This is a genomic window from Streptomyces sp. ITFR-16, from assembly GCF_031844705.1.
In the GTDB taxonomy this organism is placed as follows: domain Bacteria; phylum Actinomycetota; class Actinomycetes; order Streptomycetales; family Streptomycetaceae; genus Streptomyces.
Genome location: NZ_CP134609.1, coordinates 2938452 through 2959684, shown reverse-complemented (window position 1 = coordinate 2959684; position 21233 = coordinate 2938452). Strand labels below are relative to the sequence as shown.

Sequence of the window (21233 nt, the reverse complement as noted above, 5' to 3'; positions counted from 1 at the left end):
GCGATGACCGACAAGACCGCCCTCACCCCGAGCACCCACACCACCCCGCCCGCGAAGTTCTCGCACGGGGTGCGGAAGGGGAACATCCTCCAGGTCGCCGGCCAGGTCGGCTTCCTGCCCGCCGTCGAGGGACAGGCCCCCACCCCGGCCGGCCCGACCCTGCGCGAGCAGACCCTCCAGACCTTCGCCAACGTGAAGGCGATCCTGGAGGAGGGCGGCGCGAGCTGGGACGACGTGATGATGATGCGCGTCTACCTCACGGACGTGGACCACTTCGCCGAGATGAACGAGATCTACAACACCTACTTCGGCGAGCAGGACCTCAAGGAGGCCCCCGCCGCCCGCACGACGGTCTACGTCGGCCTGCCCAAGGGCCTGCTCATCGAGATCGACGCCCTCGCGGTCCTGGGCTGAGCCTGATCCCCTTGCCGCACCCGCTCCACCGCACCACCCCGCACGGCACGGCGCGCACCGCTCACGCGCCGTGCCGCGCTCCCCCCTACCCAGAACCCAGCACCATGGACGAACAACGGAGTTACCCATGCAGCTCGCCGCCAGCCCCCCACCGGCCGAGACGCCGCCCCACACCGGTGGACTCCTCCTCCTGATGGACGGGACGGCCGGTCTGCTGACCGTCGCCGTCCTCGGGATCGCGCTCCTCCTCTTCCTGATCATCAAGGCCCGGCTCCAGCCGTTCGTCGCGCTGCTCGCCGTCTCCATAGCCGTCGGCCTGGGTGCCGGACTCTCCGTCACCGAACTCTTCGGCACCGTCCAGAAGTCCGCCGCCGTCTCCGTCATCGAATCCGGCATGGGCGGCATCCTCGGCCATGTCGCGATCATCATCGGCCTCGGCACGATGCTCGGCGCGATCCTCGAAGTCTCCGGCGGGGCCGAGGTACTGAGCGCCCGTCTGCTGAACCTCTTCGGTGAGAAGCGCGCCCCCCTCGCGATGGGCCTGACCGGTCTGATCTTCGGTATCCCGGTCTTCTTCGACGTCGGCATCTTCGTCCTCGCGCCGATCGTGTACGCCGCCGCCAAGCGGTCCGGCAAATCGATCCTGCTGTACTCCATGCCGCTGCTGGCGGGTCTGTCCATGACCCACGCCTTCCTGCCGCCGCACCCCGGCCCGGTCGCCGCCGCCGGTCTCTTCCACGTCTCGCTCGGCTGGGTCATCCTGATGGGCGCCCTCGTCGGCATCCCGTCCGTCCTGGCCGCCTGGGGCTACGCCGCCTGGATCGGCAAGCGGATCTTCGTCGAGGTCCCGCAGGACATGGTCGAGGCCGCCGAGGAGGCGAAGGCCGCCGTCGTCGCCGAACAGCGCGCCGCCGGAGTCACCCCGCACGAGGCGCCGGTCGCCCTCTCCACCGTGCTGGCGATCATCGGCACCCCGCTGGTGCTGATCCTCGCCGCCACGTTCTCCTCCATCGCGCTGGACCCCTCGACGCTCCGCTCGGTCATCGAGTTCTTCGGCAACCCCTTCGTCGCCCTGACGATCGCCCTGCTGCTCGCCTACTACCTGCTCGGGCTGCGGCGCGGCTGGTCCCGCAAGTCCCTGGAGTCGGTGTCCACCTCGTCGCTCAAGCCGGTCGGCAACATCCTGCTCGTCGTCGGTGCCGGCGGCATCTTCGGCGCCGTACTCAAGAGCAGCGGCATCGCGGACGCGCTCGCCGACACCTTCAACGACGTGGGCCTGCCGGTCATCCTGCTCGCCTGGCTGATCTCGGCGGTGCTGCGCATCGCCCAGGGCTCGGCGACGGTCGCCATCGTCACCACCGCCGGCATCGTCGTCCCGCTCGTGGAGAACCAGGACTTCTCGCAGCCGCACCTGGCGCTGATCATCATGGCGATCTCGGCGGGCTCGATCATCGCCTCGCACGTCAACGACGGCGGCTTCTGGATGGTGTCGAAGTACTTCGGCATCTCCGAGCGCGACACCCTGAAGTCCTGGACCGTCCTGGAGACGGTCCTGTCGGTCGCCGGCTTCGCGGTCGCCGCGCTGCTCAGCCTGGTGATCTAGGGCCGGTCTTCGAACTCCCCTGGTGGGGGCGGGCCGGGGCACTCAGGCCGCCGATGCGCAGATGATGCTCCGGCCCTTGTTCACCGGCCAGTACCAGAACCGCTGGCCGTTCCCGGCGGGGCAGGTCCAGCTCTGCCCCGCCGTGGGCGCCCGGTAGAAGCCGGTGATCCGCAGGACCGACTGACCGGCCCGGGGCACCTTCGTCGCGTCGCAGCGCAGCACCACCGCCAGGTCCGCGCCGGTGGTTCCCTGGACCTGGGCCGGGAAGCACTGGCCCACCCGGTAGACCCGGTCCAGGCACAGCGTCCGCTCGACACCGTCGTCGCCCGTCCGGCTCCACCAGGTGTAGCCCGCCCCGGTGTCGCAGGAGCCGGAGGCCCCGGCGGCGGTGCTGACCTGGTTGACGTGCATGTACGCGTTCGAGGCACCGCAGTCGACCCGCACCGGCCGGTCGGCGCTCATGCCGCCGAAGCCGTCGCTGTACACGTCGAGGCAGTCACCGGCGCGCACCGCCGCGAACGCCCGGTCGCCGGCGTCCGGAGTGGGCGTGGGGGTCGGCGTGGGGGTGGGCGTCGGATCGTCGTCGCTGTCGTCCGTCGTGCTCCCGGAGCCGCCGGTGCCGGTGCCGGTGTCACTGCCGTCGTCGTCCGTATGGGTGTCGAGCCCGCTGCCGGAGGTGACGGAGCTGGACGCGGTGCTGCCGGACCCCGCCCTCCCGCCGCGTCCGCTCCCCGCCGTCTCCCAGGGCTGCCAGACCAGCAGGCCGATCACGGCGGCCACCACGAGCAGCCAGCCCAGCCCCGACGAACCCGACCGCACGGCCGCCGGACGCGGGGCGGCGGGGACGGGCCGCGGTGCGGGCGCCGGGGCGGGTGAGGGCGTACGGGCCCGGGCCGCCCGCTCGGCACGCTGCCGTGCCGCCCGCTCCCGCTCGGCACGCTCGGCCGCCAGACGGGTCTCCTCCCGGCGTGCGGCATCCGCCCGGGCCCGCTCCTGACGCTCCCGCTCGGCCTGCTCCGCACGTGCGGCGCGCTCGCGGCGCTCCCGCCCGGCCTGTTCGGCCCGCTCCCGGCGCTCCCGCTCGGCCTGCTCGGCCCGCTCCTGCTGGGCGCGCTCGGCCTCTTCGCGTTCGGCCTGCTCGGCCCGCTGCCGCTGCGCCAGCTCCGCGAGCACCGCGAGATCCTGCCGGGCGCGCTCACGGCGGGCGCGGTCACGGGCGGCCCGGGCCTCGCGCTCGGGCGGGTAGACCAGCGTCGGAGGCGGCGCCGGGACCATCCGGGTGCGCTGTGTGACGGTCGGGGCTGACGGGTCCGTCGCGCGGCCGCTCGCCAGCTCCAGCCCCTGGGTGGCGTACGCGCCGATCAGCGCCGTCCAGCGCGGCGGCAGCCAGCGTGTGCCGCTCGACGTCGTCGGCAGGCCCGCCTGCTCCTCGCGGAACCGGGCGAGCAGCGTGGCGGGCTCGGGCCGGTCGTCCGGATCAAGGGCGAGGCACGGCCGAACGGTCGCGACGAGCTCCTTCGGCAGCCCGGTCAGGTCGAGCTCGCCCCGCTGCACCCGGGCCAGCAGCCGCAGCGTGTCGCCGTCCGCGCCGTAGGGCGGCCGCCCGGTCGCGAGCAGGAACAGCGTGGCACCCAGCGAATACACGTCCGAAGCGGCCGTCGACTCCTGGCCCCGTGCCTGCTCGGGCGAGGTGAAGGCGATCGTGCCGAGGGTGAGCCCGGTCAGGGTGAGGTCGCTGGCGTGCGAGATGCCGAAGTCGATCACCCGTGGGCCGTCCAGCGGCAGCAGCACGTTCTGCGGTTTCACATCGCGGTGCACGATGCCCACCCCGTGCAGCGTGACCAGCGCCTGCGCGGTGCCGGCCGCGATCCACCGTACGGCCGATGCGGGCAGCACCCCGCAGCTGCGCACCAGTTCGGACAAGGGCGGCGCGGCGATGTAGTCGATGGCCATCCAGGGCCGCTCGGCGTCCGGGTCGGAGTCCCGTACCCGCGCCGTGAACGCGCTGTCCACCCGTTGCGCGAGCGACACCTCGCGGGCGAAGCGCCGCCGGTCGGTCTCGCTGAGCAGCCCCTCGGCCAGCAGCGTCTTCACGGCGACGAGCCCCCGGCCGCCCGGGTCCCCGGCCAGATAGATCCGCCCCATGCCGCCGGAGGCCAGCCGCCCGATCAGCCGGTACGGTCCGAGCGTCGCGGGATCGTCCCCGCCCAGCGCCTCGACCCGTGCCCCGCCCGCTGCCATGTCGCTCCCCCCGTCGCACCCGCACACGCGCCCCCTTACCGTGCCATGCGCCTGCCGGCACAGCCATGGAACGCGGGAACTCCGGGACAACTCCGTTGCACAGCGGTACGGGAGGGCTGCCCGCGGGTCCGGTCCGCAACACGCAGCAGCGCCGCCGGGGGAGCGGCGGCGCTGCTGGTCATGGTTGCCGGTGCGGGGTTACGGCAGGCCGTGGACGTGCGGGCCGACCGCGTTGGACCAGGCGTTGCCCGACTTGGCGTCCCAGTTGGTCGACCAGGTCATCGCGCCGCGCAGACCCGGGTAGGTCTTCGACGGCTTGAAGGAGCCGCAGCCGGTGCCCTTGGCCAGGCAGTCCAGCGCCGCGTTCACGACCGAGGGGGCGACATAGCCGCTGCCCGCGCCACTGGTGGAGGCGGGGACACCGAGGCCGACCTGCGACGGGTCGAGGCCGCCCTCCAGCTGGATGCAGGCCAGCGCGGTGAGGAAGTCCACCGAGCCCTGCGAGTAGACCTTGCCGTCGCAGCCCAGCATCGAACCGCTGTTGTAGTACTGCATGTTGACGACGGTCAGGATGTCCTTGATACCGAGCGCCGTCTTGAAGTACTCGCCCGATGTGGACTGCATGTCGATGGTCTGCGGGGCCATCGTGATGACGAGGCCGGAGCCCGCCTTCTGCGACAGCGAGCGCAGCGCCTTCGTCATGTACGTGGAGTTGAGGCCGTTCTCCAGGTCGATGTCGACGCCGTTGAAGCCGTACTCCTGGATGAGCGAGTAGACCGAGTTGGCGAAGTTGGTGGCGGAGGCGTCGCTGTTGACCGAGACGGACCCCTTCTCACCGCCGACCGAGATGATGACGTTCTTGCCGGCCGCCTGCTTCGCCTTGATGTCGGCCTTGAACTGGTCGACGGTGTAGCCGTTGAGGCCCGCCGAGTCCAGGTTGAAGGTGACGGCGCCGGGCGTGGCCGTGGCGTCGGCGAAGGAGACCGCGATGATGTCGTAGTTCGCGGGCACGTCGCTGAGCTTCTGCACGGTCGCGCCGTTGTTGAAGTTCTGCCAGTAGCCGGTGACCGCGTGCTTGGGCACGGAGGTGCCGGGGTTGGGGTTGCCGGTGCCGGAGGTGGCCGTACGGCCGCTGACCGCGGCGGACTTGACCGACTCGCCGGCCGCGTTGGTGGCGCTCACGGCGAACTGGTAGGCCGTGTCGGCGGAGAGCCCGGTGACCGTCGCCGAGGTACCGGTGGAGGTGGTGGCCTTTACGCCGTCCTTGTAGACGGTGTAGCCGGTCGCGCCGGACACCGCGTTCCAGGACAGGGCGACGGACGAGGACGTGGTCGCGCCGACCGCGAGTCCGGCCGGGGCCGCGGGGATGGCCGGACCGGGGTCGGTCCCGCCGCCGCCGTCGGGGCCGGTGACCGAGACGTCGTCGACGAAGTAGGCGGCCTGGCCGTACCAGCCGTGCGTGTACACCGTGACCGAGGTGGTGTTGGGCCCGGTCTTGAAGCTGGTGGTGAGCTGGGACCAGCTGCTGGAGCCCGGGGTCCAGGTGGAGACGTCGGTGGTGCCGGTGCCGGTGGCGCCCAGGTAGGCGTAGCCGCCCTGCACCCAGGAGCTGAGCGCGTACGTGGAGTTGGGCTTCACCGCGACGGTCTGCGTGCACTGGGCGTTGTCCTGGCCGGCCGGGGTGGCCTTGAGGGCCGAGGTGCCGCCGTGCACGGGGGAGGAGACGGTGGCGCCTGAACCGGCGGAACAGGTCCAGTTGGCGAGGCCGGACTCGAAGCCGGCGTTCTTGGCGACGTTGACGTCCGCGGCCTCGGCGCTGCTGACGAGGCCGGTGACGGTCAGCGCGCCGGCGGCCACGACGGCCATGGCGGAGCCCAGGACGGGGCGGGTGTGGCGTCTTCTGCGGCGGGATGCGGGGGAACGTTCCACTTGCTGCCTCCGGGGGGAGTCGGGGGAGTCGTGAAGGGGAGTCGTGAAGGGGGGACGACACGGGGATGTCGGGGGTGTGGAATCGGGGAACGGTGGCCACCGCTGGGCGCTAAAACTGGTCCAGACCAATCAAGTTGTCAAGACCTCTGGCGATGTCCGGTCCCGACGGGCCCCCTGACCAGGGGCATCGAGCCGCCGACGGGTGTGCCCCGGGGGCCCGTGCCGGCGGCTCTGGGCCCGGGGGCCCTAATCCGGGCCCAGAGCCGCCGTTGGGCCCGTCGGGTGCGGCGGCGCCCGGCGGAGGGGGTGATTCCGCCCTCCCGGCGTGCGCTCTCGCAAAGAGGATCATGAATTCCCGTGGTGGGTCCGGGCGGATGTGCGAATACTACGGAAACTAACGACCGTTCACTTGTGGCAGTTTGTCTGGCGAACGCCGTGTGGTGGGTACATGAACCCTGTTCTACTGGGCCCTTGAGGGTGTTCTCTGCCTTGTACGACGTGGATAAAGTGCTGAGGCGGGAGCGTCCGAGTGAAACCACTTGGCAGGAGCGATTGCGGCCGGCGGTACGCGGCGGCCGGAGCCGAACGGGGAACAGCGTGCCGACAGCCATAGCAGTGACCAGTGCTGACCTCGTGCTGCCGCCCACGGATCAGCAGACGCCCACGGCCGTACTGCTGCACGCCCCCGGTGACCAGCCGCTGGAGCAGGCGCTCGGCGACATGCAACTGCTCCTGGAGCAGCACGGCTATGTCATCGCCGTCTATCCGTCGAGCATCGCGGGCGCGCACGAGCGGCGGCTGCACACCATCCGCTCCATGCTCGAGAGCGACCGCATCGCCTTGCTCAAGGTGGATCTGCCCCCGCTGGGAGTGGCCGTACTGGTCCGCCAGCTGCGCCAGTTGTCCATCTGCGACTTCAGCGCCGGGGTGGTCGCCTCCGCGGCCAGGCTGCTCTCCCACTACATCCACTCCGGGGCCCTGCTCAACTCGGTGACCAAGCTCGACCGGGTGCCGGTCACCCTCAAGGCCCACGCCAAGTCATGGGTCCCCGGCTCCCAGTTCGGGGTGCTGGCCAACCCGGAGCCGCAGCTGGTCAAGATCGGTACGGGCGAGCTGACCGGACCCGAGTTCGGCACCCACCTGCTGGTGGCGAAGGGGCAGCTGCAGTCGGACTGGGTGACGGAGACCGTCGCCCCCGCCTGGCAGGTGCAGGCGGTACACGAGGTCGCGCTGCCCGCTTATTCGGCCGGTTGGTGGGGTACTTCGAAACTGATCGAATTTGCCGCCTTCCTGCCTGATATTTCGCTGATTTATCAATTGGTTTCTTCGGTTCGCAGAGAGGTCTGTACCTGGTGCGGAAACGAACTCATCGGCGACCGCTGCGGCCTGTGCAACGCCCCGCTGAAACCGCCGGAGAACCTAACTCACGGTTCCGCTGTCCTCAGTCCATGAGGACCCGTGCGCCGGAGGCCGTGGAGCACCACGGCCGCGGCGCTCCACGGCTGCACCCACAGCCCGGCGGACAGCGCGACGTGCCGGCCCGCCCCGTGCGGGCCCGCAGCTCACCGTGATCAGCGACAGCCCGTCCCCGCTCCGCCTCTCTGTCCGCTCGTCGGCCCACATCACCCAACGAGGTTGCTCCCCTCATGAATTCACGGCAACGCCGAGGCGTCATCCTTCTCCTCCTCTCCGTCCTCTGCGCCTTCGCGGCCTTCGCCGGCGTGCTCTCGGTGATCAGTGATGTGAACTCGAAGGTCGGCCCGGAAGTGGCCGCCTATCAGGTCAAATCGGATATCGCGCCCTACGGGGCCCTGGATCCGGGGCAGTTCGAGAAGGTCACGATGCCCAAGCGCTGGCTCTCCAAGAACGCGGTCACCGACCTCTCGGTCCTCAACGGCAAGATCGCGGTCACCGAACTCCACAAGGGCTCGCTGCTCCAGGACGACATGTTCGTCACGCGGCCCCGGCTGGAGAACGGGCAGCAGGAGATAGCCATCATGATCGACGCGGCGACCGGCGTCGCCGGCAAGATCAGGCCGGGCAACCTGGTCAACATCTACGCGACGTTCGCGGGGCAGACGGACAAGGACAAGCCCACCTCGCGCGTGATCGTGCCGAACGCCAAGGTCATCGACGTCGGTCAGCTGACCTCCCTGGAGCCGAAGAGGGACGGCAACGCCACAGGACCCACCGAGGCGGTGCCGATCACCTTCGCCCTGAACACCACCGACGCCCAGCGGGTCGCCTACGCTGAGTCCTTCGCCGAGCACGTCCGCCTCGCCCTGCTGCCCGACGACAGCCCGACCACGCTCCGTCCGGGCGAGGGCAGCTACAGCCTCGACGAAGACAAGAACAAGTGAGGACCGGATGAGCACTCGAATCCTCCCGGCGGTCGGTGACGCGGACGCCGCCCGATCCATCACCACCCTGCTCAGCCAGCTCCCCGACGCGGAGCCCGCCGGGCCCCTGGGCGACTCGACCTCACTGCTCGACACCCTGGCCCGGCTCGCCGCCGAGTCGCTGGACGAGCTGCCCGAGGTCGTGCTGGTGCACGAGAGGATCGGCCCGGTACCGGCCCTTGAGCTGATCCGGGAGGTGGCCCTGCGCTTCCCTGCGGTCGGGGTCGTGCTCGTCACCGCGGACACGGGCCCGGGGCTCTACTCGGCGGCCATGGACTCCGGAGCCCGCGGCCTGGTCGGCCTGCCCCTCTCGTACGAGGAACTGGCCCAGCGCGTCCAGGCCGCCGCCGGCTGGTCCGTCGGGGTCCGCCGCCACCTCGGGGCGGGTCCCGAGGTCTTCACCGGCCCCGGCGGCACCGTGGTCACGGTCAGCGGGGCGAAGGGCGGTGTCGGCACCACCGTCACCGCCGTGCAGCTGGCCCTCGCGGCCGCGGCATCCGGTCACACCGTCGCGCTCGCCGACCTCGACCTCCAGTCGGGGGACGTTGCCTCCTACCTCGACGTACAGTTCCGCCGGTCGATCGTGGACCTCTCCACCATCCAGGACATCTCGCCGCGCGTCCTCCAGGACGCCCTGTACAACCACGAGTCCGGCCTCGCCCTGCTGCTCGCCCCGGGCGAGGGGGAGCGCGGCGAGGACGTCAGCGAGCGGGTCGTGCGCCAGACCATCAGCGCCCTGCGGCACCGCTTCGAGATCGTCGTCATCGACTGCGGTACGCACATGAACGCGGCCAACGCCGCGGCCATCGAGATGGCCGACCGGACGCTGCTGATCACCACCCCGGACGTGATCACCGTCCGCGCGGCCAAGCGCATGGTCAGGCTCTGGGACCGGCTCCAGGTCCGCAAGGCCGAGGAGACCGTCACGGTCGTCAACCGCTTCATCCGCAACACGGAGATCCAGCCGCCGCTGATCGAGCGGATCACGTCCACCAAGGTGGCGCGGATCGCGATCCCGGCCAACTTCAAGGAGCTGCAGGCGGTGGTGGACGCCGGCCGCCTGCAGGACCTGGAGGCCAAGTCCACGGTGAAGCAGGCCCTCTGGGGCCTCGCCGGAGATCTCGGTCTGGTGAAGAGCGCGGAAGTCACCACCAAGCAGGGCAGGTTCAAGGGAGACCGCGGCTCCGTCGGCGGCCGTCGGGGACGGTCGAAATGACCGGCACCGGTGCGGCGGGCAGGGCGGCGGCGAACGACGCGAGTGAAGCCGAGAGAGCTGAGAGAGCCGAGGGGGAGCGTTGAGTCATGAACCTTCTACGAGCGCACCGAGCGGACCGGCCACCGTCAGGGACGGATAGCGCGGCCCGGCCGCGCCGCGCCGGAGGGCGCCGCGACCGGGGCCAGACGGCGATCGAGTTCGTCGGCACCCTGCCGCTGATCCTGATCACCCTGGCGCTGCTCTGGCAGGCCGGGATGGTCTGCTACACGTACATCCTCGCCGGGAACGCCGCGGACAAGGCGGTCAGGGCGGCGGCGGTCGCCGGCGTCAGCCAGCGCCTGGCCTGCGAGCAGGCCGTCCGCGAGGACGTGCCCGGCGCCTGGAAGACCCGCGTCGAACGCTGCGGCGACCGGTTCAGCGAGATGGTCACCGTCAAGGTCAGGATCGATGTGCCGCTCCTGTTCCCGGGGGCGTTCAACCTGCCGTGGCACGCGACGGGCGAGGCCAAGGCCAAGAACGAGGGGCGGACCTCATGGTGGTGACGCACCCGCGGCGGCGGACCGCCCGGCGCCAGGACGGCCAGACCGTCATCGAGTACGTGGGGGTGCTCACCCTCCTCCTCGTCGTCGCACTGGCCGTGGTCCAGCTGGGCATAGCGGTCTACGCCGCCCAGCAGGCGGGCACGGCGGCGCGTGCGGCGGCCCGGGTCGCCTCGGACGGGAACCAGGACCACCGCGCGGGCGAGGTCGCCCGCGAGTCCATGAGCGGCTGGCTGGCCGACGGGGCGACCGTCGACTCCAGGTCCGGCTACGACTCGGTGACCGTGAAGGTGAAGGTGAAGATCCCCAGCCTGCTGCCGATGTTCCGTTTCGGGCCGGTCGAGAAGAGCGCCACCATGCCGAGCGACTGACCCGGAACCGCCGTACCACTCGAAGGAGTTGAGCACATGAGCCTGCGGGCGCGCATCACCAGTCCCGAGCCGACGAGCGGGATGAGCGAGGAGAGTCGGCTGGTCGGGGTCTACCGCGCCAAGCTCCTGGAGGAGATCGACCTCGCGGAGATGTCCGCCCTCGCGGCGGCCGAGCGCAGGGCGCGGCTCGAACGCGTCCTGGGCCACATCATCAGCCGCGAGGGCCCGGTGCTCTCCCCCGTGGAGCGTTCGCAGCTCATCCGGCGCGTCGTCGACGAGGCCCTCGGACTCGGCATCCTCGAACCGCTCCTGGAGGACGCCTCCATCAGCGAGATCATGGTCAACGGCCCCGAACAGGTCTATGTGGAGCGCGGCGGCCGGCTGGAGCTGCTGCCCATGCGGTTCTCGTCCAACGAACAGCTGATGCAGACCATCGAGCGCATCGTCTCCACCGTCAACCGCCGGGTGGACGAGGCGAACCCGATGGTCGACGCCCGCCTCCCGTCGGGCGAGCGTGTCAACGTGATCATCCCGCCGCTCTCGCTCAGCGGCCCGATCCTCACCATCCGGCGGTTCCCCCGGGCCTTCACGCTCCAGGAGATGATCGGCCTCGGCTCGCTGGACGAACACATGCTGGTCCTGCTCGCCGGCCTGGTCCGCGCCAAGTTCAACGTGATCGTCTCCGGCGCCACCGGCACCGGGAAGACCACCCTCCTCAACGCGCTGTCCGGACTGATCCCGGGCGGCGAGCGCATCGTCACCATCGAGGACTCCGCCGAACTCCAGCTCCAGCAGGCCCATGTGATCACGCTGGAGAGCCGCCCCTCCAACGTGGAGGGCAAGGGCCAGATCAGCATCCGCGACCTCGTCCGCAACTCCCTGCGTATGCGCCCCGACCGCATCATCGTCGGTGAGGTCCGAGGCGGCGAGACCCTGGACATGCTCCAGGCGATGTCCACCGGTCACGACGGCTCGCTGGCCACCGTCCACGCCAACAGCGCCGAGGACGCGCTGATGCGACTGCAGACCCTGAGCTCCATGTCCGAGGTCGAGATCCCGTTCGTCGCGATCCACGACCAGATCAACAGCGCCGTCGATGTGATCGTGCAGCTCACCCGGCACGCCGACGGATCGCGCCGGATCACCGAGATCGCCGTCGTCGACTCGCACGGCCGCGAGGACTACCGCATCGTCTCCGTCTGCCGATTCGCCGCCGAGCCGATAGCCGCCGACGGGCGGGTGCACGGGAAGTTCGAGTACTACCCCGTACCCCGCCGGATCGCCGAACGGTTCCACATGATGAGCGAGGCCATCCCGGCGGCCTTCGGCGTCGCCCGCACGGAGGAGCAGCTGATCGTGCGCAAATCCACCGCCTGAGCCCGGGGGCGTCCCCGAGCCCCCGCACGGTCCCCAGCCCGCCGCTCACCCAGAAGGCCTCCCCGACATGCATAATCTCCCGCTCCTGACAGTCGGTGTGACCCTGCTCGCCGGTCTGTTCGCCGTCCTCGGCCTGCACACCTTCTCCTCGGGCAGGGCGCAGCGGCAGATCCTCGCCGACCGGATGTCCCAGACCGGGCAGCTCACCATCGGGGGCCGCAACCGGCGCTTCCGCGGCGTCGACCGGCGGCTGCGCCGGACCCGGCTGGGCAGGCGCCTCGAGCGCAAGATCGCGGTGACCGGACTCGACCTCACCCCCGGCGAGTACTTCGTGTACGTCGTGGCGGCCCTGCTCGCCCTCTACTTCGTGGTGGGCTCGATCTTCGCCCCGTTCTTCGGCTTCCTCGCCGCCCTCATCGGCCTGTGGGGCGGCAACGCCTTCCTGAACTGGCAGCGCGCCAAACGCACCGAGGCGTTCATCAACCAGCTGCCCGAGCTGACCCGTGTCCTCGCCAACGCCACGCAGGCCGGTCTGGCCCTGCGCACCGCGATCAGCATGGCGGTCGAGGAGCTCGACGACCCGGCCCAGGAGGAGCTGCGCCGGGTGGCCGACCGGCTGGCCGTCGGGCACTCCCTGGACGACGCGCTGAACGAACTCGTGGAGCGGCTGCCCTCGCGCGAACTGACCGTCCTGGTCTCCACCCTCATCCTCTCCAACCGGGCGGGCGGCACGATCGTCTCCTCGCTGCGCAACCTCACGGGCACGCTGGAGGAGCGCAAGGAGACCCGGCGCGAGGTCACCACCCTGCTGTCCCAGGTGAAGGTGACCGCCGTCGCCGTCCCGATCCTCGGCCTCGGCTTCCTGCTCATCATCAACGGCATGCGCGCCGGCGCCCTGGACGACATGACGGCCGCCACCCCCGGCCGGATCGCCGTGGTCATCGCCGCCGGCCTCTACGGCCTCGGCTTCTTCCTCATCAACCGCCTCACCCGCGTCCGTATCTGACGGCCCGAAGAATCCCGAGAAAGGAGAAACGACATGGAGCTTCTGCTCGCGGCCGTCGTCGGACTCGCCGTCTACGGCGCCTTCCAGGGCATCCGCATGTACCGCGCCGACGCCAAACTCCCCGGCGACCTCGCCGTCGCCCTGGAGGTCGGCGCCAGCCGTACCACCGCGACCGGATCGGCGATCGACCGCATCGGCATGCGGTACGCCCCGAGCGTCCTGTCGATGATGGGCCCCAAGCGCGTCGACAAGGTCCGCCGCAAGCTGGACATGGCGGGCAACCCCGGGGGCATGACCGTCGACCGGTACGCGGCACGCCGCGCCGTCTACGGCGGGCTCGGCGCGCTGGCGTCCCTGGCGATGCTGATGAACGGGCAGCTGATCCTGGCGATCATCCTGCTCGTCTACGGCTTCTTCTGGACGGACGTGATCATCAGGTCCGCCATCAACCGCCGCAAGGACGACATCGACCGGACGCTCCCCGACTTCCTCGACGTCCTCGCGGTCGTCGTCTCCGCCGGACTCGGCTTCCGCCAGGCCCTGGAGCGGGTCGCAGAGAAGTACGTGGGCCCGTGGGCCGACGAGCTGCGCATCACCCTGCGGCAGATGGACATGGGCGTCAGCCGGCGCGAGGCGTTCGACCAGCTGCGCAAGCGCAACGAGTCCGAGCAGGTGTCGATGTTCGTCTCCGCCCTCCAGCAGGGCGAGGAGCTCGGCGCCCCGATCGTCGACACCCTGATCCAGATCGCCAACGACATGCGCCGCACCGACGCGCAGAACGCCCGGCGCAAGGCGTCCAAGGCCGTACCCAAGGCCACGCTGATCGTCACCAGCTTCATGCTCCCCGGAACGATGATCCTGATCGCGGTGGGCTTCTACTACGCGGCCGACGTCAACGTCGGAGAGATCTTCGGCAGCTGACGCCGTCCGCGGCGCGTGAGAGACCGAACCGACGAGGAGGTGAGAGGACCGTGGTCCCCCGACCGACCGGACCCGCCCTGACCGGCGGCCCCGACGCGCGGACCCCGGCGAGCGCACCGGGCCATGTACCGGCGCTGCCCATCCAGGTGAACGCGTTGCAGGCGCTGTGCCGTCAGCTGTTCGGCTTCCGGCTCGCGATGACCGCGCTGGCCGCCCCCTTCGCGCTCACCGGCGTCCACGACGACCTGGGCAGCTGGCTGGTGGGAGCGGCGGTGCTCGTCACCGTCATGGTGTCGTACGTGCTGATGCGTGACTGGGAGCGCTTCGGCCCGATCCTGCTGCGCCACCCCGCGCTGCTGGCCGTGGACATGCTGTTCGGCGCGCTCCTGCTGTTCGCCGCCACCCCCGGCTCCACGCTCTCCTACGTCACGGTCTGCACCCCGCTCCTGGCCGGCCTCGTCTACGGCTGGCGCGGCGGGGCCATCTTCGCCGCCCTCCAGGCCCTGCTGCTGGCCGCCGCCTACGGCATCAGCGACAAGGTCGAGGCGGATGCCTCGGCGCTGCTCGTGGTCGGGCTCTGCATCATGGCCGGCGCGGTCGGCAGCACACTGCGGGGCCTGCTCCTGCGGTTCGGCGCCGCGTCCCAGGCGCTGACCGAGACCCGGGCGCGCCTCGCGGTGAGCGGCGCGGTGGAGGAGGAGCGGGCCCGCCTCGCCCGCGAGATGCACGACTCCGTGGCCAAGACCCTGCATGGCCTGGCCCTCGCGGCGGACGGCCTGGCCAGCACGGCCGACCGCATGGACCCGATGACCGTCAAGCACCAGGCCGAACTGGTCGCCCGCTCCGCCCGCCGGGCCGCCGCCGAGTCCCGCGAACTCCTCTCCGACCTGCGCCGCGAGTCCGGCCTCGACGGCGGCATCGACGTCATCGACGAACTCGCCGCCCGGACGGCCGACTTCGGCCGCCGCCAGGGCGTGCGGGCGGTCTTCCGGCGCATCAGTGAGGCCCCGGTCCCGCTCATCCCGCACGCCGTGGCCCGGCACGCCCTCACCATCGCCACCGAGGCCATGGAGAACGCCCGGCGCCACGCCCGCCCCAGCCTGGTGGAGGTCTCCGCCGGCCTGGTCCGGGACGTGGTGCGGATCAGCGTGTACGACGACGGCGAGGGCCTGCCCCCGGGCACCTCGCTGGCCGACCTGCGCAAGGCCGGGCACTTCGGCCTGGTCGGCATGGTCGAGCGGGCGGCCTCCGTAGGCGCCCGCATCAGGATCGGCCGGGGCAAGGCCGCCCGGGGCACCGAGGTCCGCCTCGACCTGTCCCTCGCCGCGATGGACCTGGCACCCCCGGCGTCGCACCCCGCCCCGGTGCGCCCGCCGCTGCTCACCCAGATACCCGGCCAGCCCACCCGTACCGACAGCCGGACCCCGCACCACCGCACACCGCACCACCGCTCATGAATCCCCCACCGTCCCCGTTCCCTGAGAGAGGAGGCCGGCGCCATGCCGGACGAGATTTCCCGCAGTTCCGGAGAGCAGTGGGCCCAGCAGCCCCACGTCTCGCAGCACACGTCCTCACAGCCCAGCCCACTCAGTTCGCCCCCCACCTCCGGTGTCCCCGTACCGGATTCCTCCGCCGGGTTCCCGGCCTTCCCCGGCCCCGAGGCCATGCCCGCACCCCGGCCGCTGCGGGTGGTCGTCGCCGATGACAACCCCGTCGTCCGGGCCGGCCTGACCGTCCTGCTGCACGGCCGCGACGACATCGACGTCGTCGCGGAGGCCGGCGACGGCCGCGAGGCGTACGAGATGGCGCTGCGGCACCGCCCGGACGTCGTCCTGCTGGACGTGCGCATGCCCGGCGTGGACGGCATCTCCGCCCTGCCGCACCTGGTGCGGCTCTCCCCGGTGCTGATGATGACGTACAGCCGGGAGAGCGAGATCGTCCACGAGGCGCTGCGGCTGGGCGCCGGCGGCTATCTCGTCCACGGCGAGTTCACCGCGGACGAGCTGGTCTCGGCGGTCCGCGACACCAAGGACGGCCGGGCCCACTTCACGTACTCGGCCACCAGCGCGCTGCTGGAGTCGGTGCGGGGAGGCGGCGGGGCCGGCCAGGAGGGCCGGGTGCTGCCGGAGGGCCTGGGCACCGCCTTCTCGGGCGCGGGCCACCGCCCCTCGACGCCCCCGGGGAATGTGTCTGCATCCGCACATGACGCCGCGCGGCAATCCGCCCATGTCGGAGCGGTGAATCCCCAGCTCCCCGGTGAGAGCGGTGAGTTGGTCGCGTCACGATTCTCGCAAAAGGCTTCGCTTGCGCAACCATCTGTGGGACATTCATCACCGAGGGTTCCCCCTTCGGCACCCCATGGAGTGACGGCCGAGCTGAGTGAACGGGAGGTGGAAGTGATGGATCTGATCGCGTCGGGCATGACCAATCAGCAGATCGCGGCCACCTGCTTCATCAGCCAGAAGACCGTCAAGAACCACATCAACCGCATCTTCGCCAAGTTGAACGCCGGCAGCCGGGGCGAGGCCATCGCCGTCTGGCACCGCAGGTCGTCCGGGGGGTCGACGAGGCATGGCTGAGCAGATGATGGGCCCGAAGGCCCAACTGGGGAACTGGGCCCGCAGTTGGGTCCGCAGACCCATGCGTGCGGGTGCGGCGCCGACGTACGTTTCTCATGTCGAAAGCGAGACCGGCCGGGAGGAAGCCGGAAGCGCGGACGGCATCAGGACTTACGCAACGGCATCGGCCGATTCCCGGTCGGCCGAACTCGGAGGGGAACACCATGACCGACCTGACGCTGAAGGCCGCCACCCGCACCCAGGTCTACGTGAACCACTGGGCCAACACCACCGTCGACCACATGAAGCGCCGCAGGGACCGCGGTCAGGGCGCGATCGAGTACGTCGGCATCACGATCCTCGTGGTGGCGATCGTGGTCGCCCTGCTGAACACGAAGCTGGGCGACACGATCGCCAGCAAGTTCAAGGAGAAGATCGACTCGGTCCTCAAGGGGTGACCAGTCGCGTGAAGCACGAGAACGGGCAGGCCGCACCGCTGTATGTCACAGCGGTGACCGGCCTGCTCTTTCTTGCGTTGGTCTTCTTCGCGTTCGGTGAGGCGGACGTGCAGCGCAACGGCGCGCAGAGCGCGGCGGACGCCTCGGCGCTGGCCGCCGCCAAGCAGTCCCGGAGCCTGATGTCGCTGCAGTTGAAGGCGAACGTCATGAACCGGGCGTTCTACATAGCCGCGTTCAACGCCCCCTTCCTCGGGGGCGTCAACGGCTGCGGGAACGCCTACGACTTCGCCGGCCGGAACGATGCCCGCATCACCATGTGCAGGCCGCTCTACGACGGCCGGTGGGCCTATCGGGTCAATCTGAAGTCGGACAAGGGAATGAGCGCGAACCTGGTTCCGCGCACGGAGGGGGAGAAGGCGAAGGCCGACGCCACGGCCGTCGTCGAATCCCGCTGCAAGTTCATCCCCAACCCGGTCATGACATCGCCGTCCATCGGGGAGGTCATCTGCAACAGTGGCCTGGTCTGGACGGTCAGCCCCAAGGACCTGGCGACCATGCCCGACATGGCCGATCTCTTTTCCGTACGTCTGGCAGAAGACTGACCGACCGCGAATGAACGCAAAGGAACTGGACCAATGAGTACTCGGTACGTGAGGAACATGCGCCGAACCGGTGCCGCGGCATTGATGGTGGCGACGCTGACGCTGTCCGTGGCCGCCTGCGGCGGCGACGACGGCAGTGAGGGCGCCGCGGACAAGGCTCCTCAGAGCTCCTCCGCACCGCCGAAGGCCGACGACAAGACGCCGAAGAACGAAGGGGAGACCCTTCCGGACACCAGCCAGACCCTGGCGACCGTCAAGGGCGCCAACGGACTGGACATGGTGATCCATGTCGCCAAGCGGGACGACGGCGGTTTCCTCACGCTGACGGGCGAGTTCAAGAACACGTCCGGTGACCGGGTGGTCACACCGGTCCAGTGGAGCGGTACGGAGGAGGCGGTGGCCGCGACCGGTCCGTCGCTCGCGGCCATGACCCTCGTGGACTCCCAGGCGAAGAAGCGCTACTACGTACTGCGGGACACGGACAACCGTCCGCTGACCACGACGCGGTACGACTCCGGCATCGACGCGGGCAAGAGCCTGCCGTTCTTCGCCCAGTTCCCGTCACCGGCCCAGTCGACCAGCAAGGTGGACGTGCAGTTCCCGGGCTTCACCACTGCGTCGATTGAGATCTCCTAATGACCGCCCGCATCACCACCACCGAGCGGTCCCGGGCTCGTGTGGCGATGACCGTGCTTGCCGGGGTGGTCGTCCTGGGGGGCGTCTCGGCCCCGCAGGCCTTCGCCGACGACAGCCCCTACCCCTCCGCCTCGGCGGAGGCCCCGGTCGACATCGACGCGAACGACACGGATCTGAAGCTCCCCGAAGGCGCCACCCTCGCCCCGCCCAAGGTCCTCGACATCAAGTCCGTCGTCGAGGATCTCGGTGGCGAGGAGCGCCGCGAGGACACCAACGCGGACATCAAGTTCGCCCTCCAGGCCGAAGTGCTCTTCGGCAAGGACAGCGCCAAGCTGGGCTCCGAGGCCAACGGCCGGATCAAGGCCATCGCCGAGGAGATCAAGAAGCAGGACGCCAAGAAGGTCAGGGTCTTCGGCTTCACCGACAACCTCGGCTCCTCGGCCCACGGCGACGTGCTCTCCAAGCAGCGTGCCGAGGCCGTCCACAACGTGCTCGACAAGCAGCTCAGCGGCACCGGCATCACGTTCGAGATCCGGGGCTACGGCGAGCAGTATCCGATCGCCAGCAACAGCAACGAAGAGGGCCGCAAGAAGAACCGCCGCGTGGAGGTCTCCTTCCAGCGCGCGGAGGGCTCCAAGAGCTGACTCCCCGTCGTTCACCGGTGCCCGGTCCCGCTCGCGGGGCCGGGCACCGGGCATTTGGGCCCGGGGGCCCAAGACGCCCGAAGCGTCCGGTAGTTACCGTCGGACCATGTCATCCATGGGGGAGATGCGCCGCCGGCTGTACCGGCTGCGCCGGGGGGTTCGGCGTGCCGTTCCGCGTACGCGTGTACGCCTGCCGGGAGCGCGCCGCCGTCGGCGCGACCGGGGTCAGGGTGCCATCGAGTACGTGGGCCTGACCCTGGTGGTCGTGGCGATCGTCGGTGCCCTGATCGCGACCGGGGTGGGACCGGACCTCGCGCAGAAGATGGGCGTCGAGGTCTGCAAGGTCACCGGCGGCGACAACTGCGGCGGCGGGGGCGGCGACTCCGAGGCGCAGGACGGCGGTACGAACGGCACCGGCAAGGGCGACGCCGCCTCCGACCGCAACGACGACGGCTCCCCGAAGTCGCCGGCGCAGATCGACTACGACAAGGCGCTCAAGGACCTCCAGGACGCGCAGAAGGACGAGAAGTCCAACGGCGACAAGGCGCTCGACGCCGCGAAGGAGCTCGCGAAGATCCTCGCCGACGAGCTCGGCATCACCGACGCACTGGACTGCATCACCAAGGGCGACATGGGCGCCTGCACCGAGACCCTGATCAACGTCCTGCTGAGCCTGATCGGCGGCGCGGTCGGGAAGCTCGCGGCCAAGTACGGGGCCCCCTGGAAGTGGAAGAAGGCCTACAAGCTCATCCAGGCCCTCAAGAAGCACGGCGGCGACCTCTACGACGGGCTCAAGGGGCTCGTGAAGAGCCGCAAGAAGGTCAAGGGCGCCGAGAAGGCGCTCGAGGACGCCGGAAAGAAGCTCGACGGCGAGAAGAAGCCGCCGTCGAAGAAGGACGACAAGCCGGACGAGAAGAAGCCGACCACGTGCCCGGCGAAGCACAGCTTCCTGGCCGGCACCCCGGTCCTCCTCGCCGACGGCCGCACCCTGGCCATCGAGGCGGTCCGCCCCGGCGACCTGGTGACGGCCACCGATCCGGTCACCGGCAGGACCGCCGCCCGCCGGGTCGAGCGCACCATCACCACCTACGACGACAAGCACTTCACCCGGCTGACCGTGGAGACCGGCGGCGCCCCCGCCCGGCTGACCGCCACGGACACCCACCCGTTCTGGCTGAGCGGGGAGCGCCGCTGGGAGGACGCGGGCGACATCGGCCGCGGCGACACGCTGCGCACCGAGACCGGCGGCACGCTGACGGTCACCGGAGTCACGCGGTACACCCAGCGGCAGACCACGTACGACCTGACCGTCCAGGGCGTGCACACCTACTACGTGGGCATCGGCTCCGTGCACGCGCTCGTGCACAACAACGACTGCGACATGTCGCCGGAGGAGGTCGGGGCGGCGCGCGAGCCCAGCGTGGGCGAAGGCGATCCGAAGAAGTTCAAGGACCACTTCCAGCGGCACAAGAAGCTGGTCGAGGACGCGCTGGGCACCAAGTACAAGAAGCTCAAGGAGGACGGCCCGCAGTTCCGGAAGGACATCGCGGACGCGATCAAGGACGGCACTTTCGAGCTGGTCGGCAAGGGCACGTTGAAGAAGGGCGAGCCCGAGGGGCTGATCTATCGTGGCAAGGGCGTGACGATCGTCCTCAAGGAGAACGGCGACTTCTGGACCGCCCTCAAGACCGGCGAGGGCATGGACACCGGCATCGTGATCACCAAGAAGGTGCCGAAGAAGAAGTGAGAAGCGGGAGCGGGGAGCGGACATGAGCGGTTGGACGACGGCCGGCGAGGTACTGCGCGACCACCCCGTCCGCGACGTCCTCGTCCCGGGGCTGCTGGACCGGGACGACGACGTCCCCGAGTTCCGGCCGCAGCCCCTCGCCGTCTGGCTCCGGCTGGACGAGGGCCTGCTGAGGTTCGAGTCCGTCGGCCAGTACGACCACCTGGCCACGGCGTCGGTGGCCGCCGTCGAGTGGGCCGGCATCGACGTGCTCGCCGAGTCCGATGAAGAGGTGATCGTCGCCTCCTGCGGCGAGCAGCTCTTCGGCGACGGCCGCGACGAGCTGCGCTGCACCCGGCTGCGCGCCTACCGGGCGCCGGGCGCCGGGCCGGCGGTCTGCACGTGTCTCGCCCTCGACTTCGAGGGCGGGCACACCCTGTTCCTCGACCCGACCTGGACGTTCGGCATCAGGGTCGGCAACGCCGCGGACGAGCGGCGGTGGCTGGAGCTGTACGGCGAGGAGGGCGCCGTCCTCGCCGCGGACGTGGCCGTGTCCGAACTCCCGGTCACCTGACGGGCGCCGCCCGCGGACC

The 21233-nt window shown here is 70.4% G+C and carries 20 protein-coding genes; 18 read left to right on the top strand and 2 right to left on the bottom strand.

Annotation, left to right across the window (positions count from 1 at the left end):
- Nucleotides 1-3: 3 nt before the first annotated feature.
- Nucleotides 4-414: a RidA family protein gene (locus tag RLT58_RS12990; RefSeq protein ID WP_311310559.1), complete on the top strand. Its 411-nt coding sequence runs from the start codon at nt 4-6 to the stop codon at nt 412-414.
- Between the two features lie 127 nt (nt 415-541).
- Nucleotides 542-2017, top strand: coding sequence for a GntP family permease (locus RLT58_RS12985; RefSeq protein ID WP_311310558.1), 1476 nt, complete (start codon nt 542-544; stop codon nt 2015-2017).
- Nucleotides 2018-2059: 42 nt separating this feature from the next.
- Here RLT58_RS12985 and RLT58_RS12980 read toward each other — a convergent pair whose 3' ends face one another.
- Both RLT58_RS12980 and RLT58_RS12975 read right to left on the bottom strand, forming a co-directional pair.
- Nucleotides 2060-4258 carry a serine/threonine-protein kinase gene (locus RLT58_RS12980; RefSeq protein WP_311310557.1) on the bottom strand — a complete coding sequence of 733 codons (2199 nt, stop codon included), beginning with the start codon at nt 4256-4258 and terminating at the stop codon, nt 2060-2062.
- A gap of 198 nt (nt 4259-4456) precedes the next feature.
- On the bottom strand, nt 4457-6187 hold the full coding sequence (locus tag RLT58_RS12975) for a chitinase (RefSeq protein WP_311310556.1): 1731 nt from the start codon (nt 6185-6187) through the stop codon (nt 4457-4459).
- A 615-nt stretch (nt 6188-6802) separates the two neighbouring features.
- On the opposite strand from RLT58_RS12975, the gene RLT58_RS12970 reads away from it, so the two are divergent.
- The 16 genes from RLT58_RS12970 (at nt 6803) to RLT58_RS12895 (ending at nt 21214) form a co-directional block, all read left to right on the top strand.
- Nucleotides 6803-7639 (top strand): hypothetical protein, encoded by an 837-nt coding sequence (locus tag RLT58_RS12970; RefSeq protein WP_311310555.1) that lies wholly within the window; start codon nt 6803-6805, stop codon nt 7637-7639.
- Nucleotides 7640-7833: 194 nt separating this feature from the next.
- Nucleotides 7834-8547, top strand: coding sequence for a Flp pilus assembly protein CpaB (gene cpaB / locus RLT58_RS12965; RefSeq protein ID WP_311310554.1), 714 nt, complete (start codon nt 7834-7836; stop codon nt 8545-8547).
- Nucleotides 8548-8554: 7 nt separating this feature from the next.
- Entirely contained in the window at nt 8555-9802 is a 1248-nt protein-coding gene (locus RLT58_RS12960; RefSeq protein WP_311310553.1) for a CpaE/TadZ family protein, read from the top strand.
- 86 nt (nt 9803-9888) lie between these two features.
- Complete coding sequence (locus tag RLT58_RS12955; protein WP_311310552.1) at nt 9889-10344, top strand: TadE family protein; 456 nt, start codon at nt 9889-9891, stop codon at nt 10342-10344.
- On the top strand, nt 10335-10712 hold the full coding sequence (locus RLT58_RS12950; protein WP_311310551.1) for a TadE/TadG family type IV pilus assembly protein: 378 nt from the start codon (nt 10335-10337) through the stop codon (nt 10710-10712). The genes RLT58_RS12955 and RLT58_RS12950 overlap by 10 nt, the downstream gene beginning before the upstream one ends.
- Before the next feature lie 36 nt (nt 10713-10748).
- Nucleotides 10749-12089, top strand: a complete 1341-nt coding sequence (locus tag RLT58_RS12945) for a TadA family conjugal transfer-associated ATPase (RefSeq protein WP_311310550.1) — start codon at nt 10749-10751, stop codon at nt 12087-12089.
- A gap of 67 nt (nt 12090-12156) precedes the next feature.
- On the top strand, nt 12157-13095 hold the full coding sequence (locus tag RLT58_RS12940; RefSeq protein ID WP_311310549.1) for a type II secretion system F family protein: 939 nt from the start codon (nt 12157-12159) through the stop codon (nt 13093-13095).
- 33 nt (nt 13096-13128) lie between these two features.
- Complete coding sequence (locus RLT58_RS12935) at nt 13129-14016, top strand: DUF5936 domain-containing protein (protein ID WP_311310548.1); 888 nt, start codon at nt 13129-13131, stop codon at nt 14014-14016.
- Between the two features lie 50 nt (nt 14017-14066).
- Nucleotides 14067-15473 carry a sensor histidine kinase gene (locus tag RLT58_RS12930; protein ID WP_311310547.1) on the top strand — a complete coding sequence of 469 codons (1407 nt, stop codon included), beginning with the start codon at nt 14067-14069 and terminating at the stop codon, nt 15471-15473.
- 42 nt (nt 15474-15515) lie between these two features.
- Complete coding sequence (locus tag RLT58_RS12925; protein WP_311310546.1) at nt 15516-16595, top strand: response regulator; 1080 nt, start codon at nt 15516-15518, stop codon at nt 16593-16595.
- A gap of 203 nt (nt 16596-16798) precedes the next feature.
- Nucleotides 16799-17032 carry a hypothetical protein gene (locus RLT58_RS12920; protein ID WP_311310545.1) on the top strand — a complete coding sequence of 78 codons (234 nt, stop codon included), beginning with the start codon at nt 16799-16801 and terminating at the stop codon, nt 17030-17032.
- An 8-nt stretch (nt 17033-17040) separates the two neighbouring features.
- Nucleotides 17041-17634: a pilus assembly protein TadG-related protein gene (locus tag RLT58_RS12915; protein ID WP_311310544.1), complete on the top strand. Its 594-nt coding sequence runs from the start codon at nt 17041-17043 to the stop codon at nt 17632-17634.
- Between the two features lie 57 nt (nt 17635-17691).
- The gene (locus RLT58_RS12910) at nt 17692-18270 is read left to right on the top strand and encodes a hypothetical protein (RefSeq protein ID WP_311310543.1); all 579 of its coding nucleotides are present in this window, start codon (nt 17692-17694) and stop codon (nt 18268-18270) included.
- Complete coding sequence (locus tag RLT58_RS12905) at nt 18270-18914, top strand: OmpA family protein (RefSeq protein ID WP_311310542.1); 645 nt, start codon at nt 18270-18272, stop codon at nt 18912-18914. Before RLT58_RS12910 ends, RLT58_RS12905 begins: the two co-directional genes overlap by 1 nt.
- Before the next feature lie 106 nt (nt 18915-19020).
- Complete coding sequence (locus RLT58_RS12900; RefSeq protein ID WP_311310541.1) at nt 19021-20661, top strand: polymorphic toxin-type HINT domain-containing protein; 1641 nt, start codon at nt 19021-19023, stop codon at nt 20659-20661.
- A 22-nt stretch (nt 20662-20683) separates the two neighbouring features.
- Complete coding sequence (locus RLT58_RS12895) at nt 20684-21214, top strand: hypothetical protein (protein WP_311310540.1); 531 nt, start codon at nt 20684-20686, stop codon at nt 21212-21214.
- Nucleotides 21215-21233: the final 19 nt, after the last annotated feature.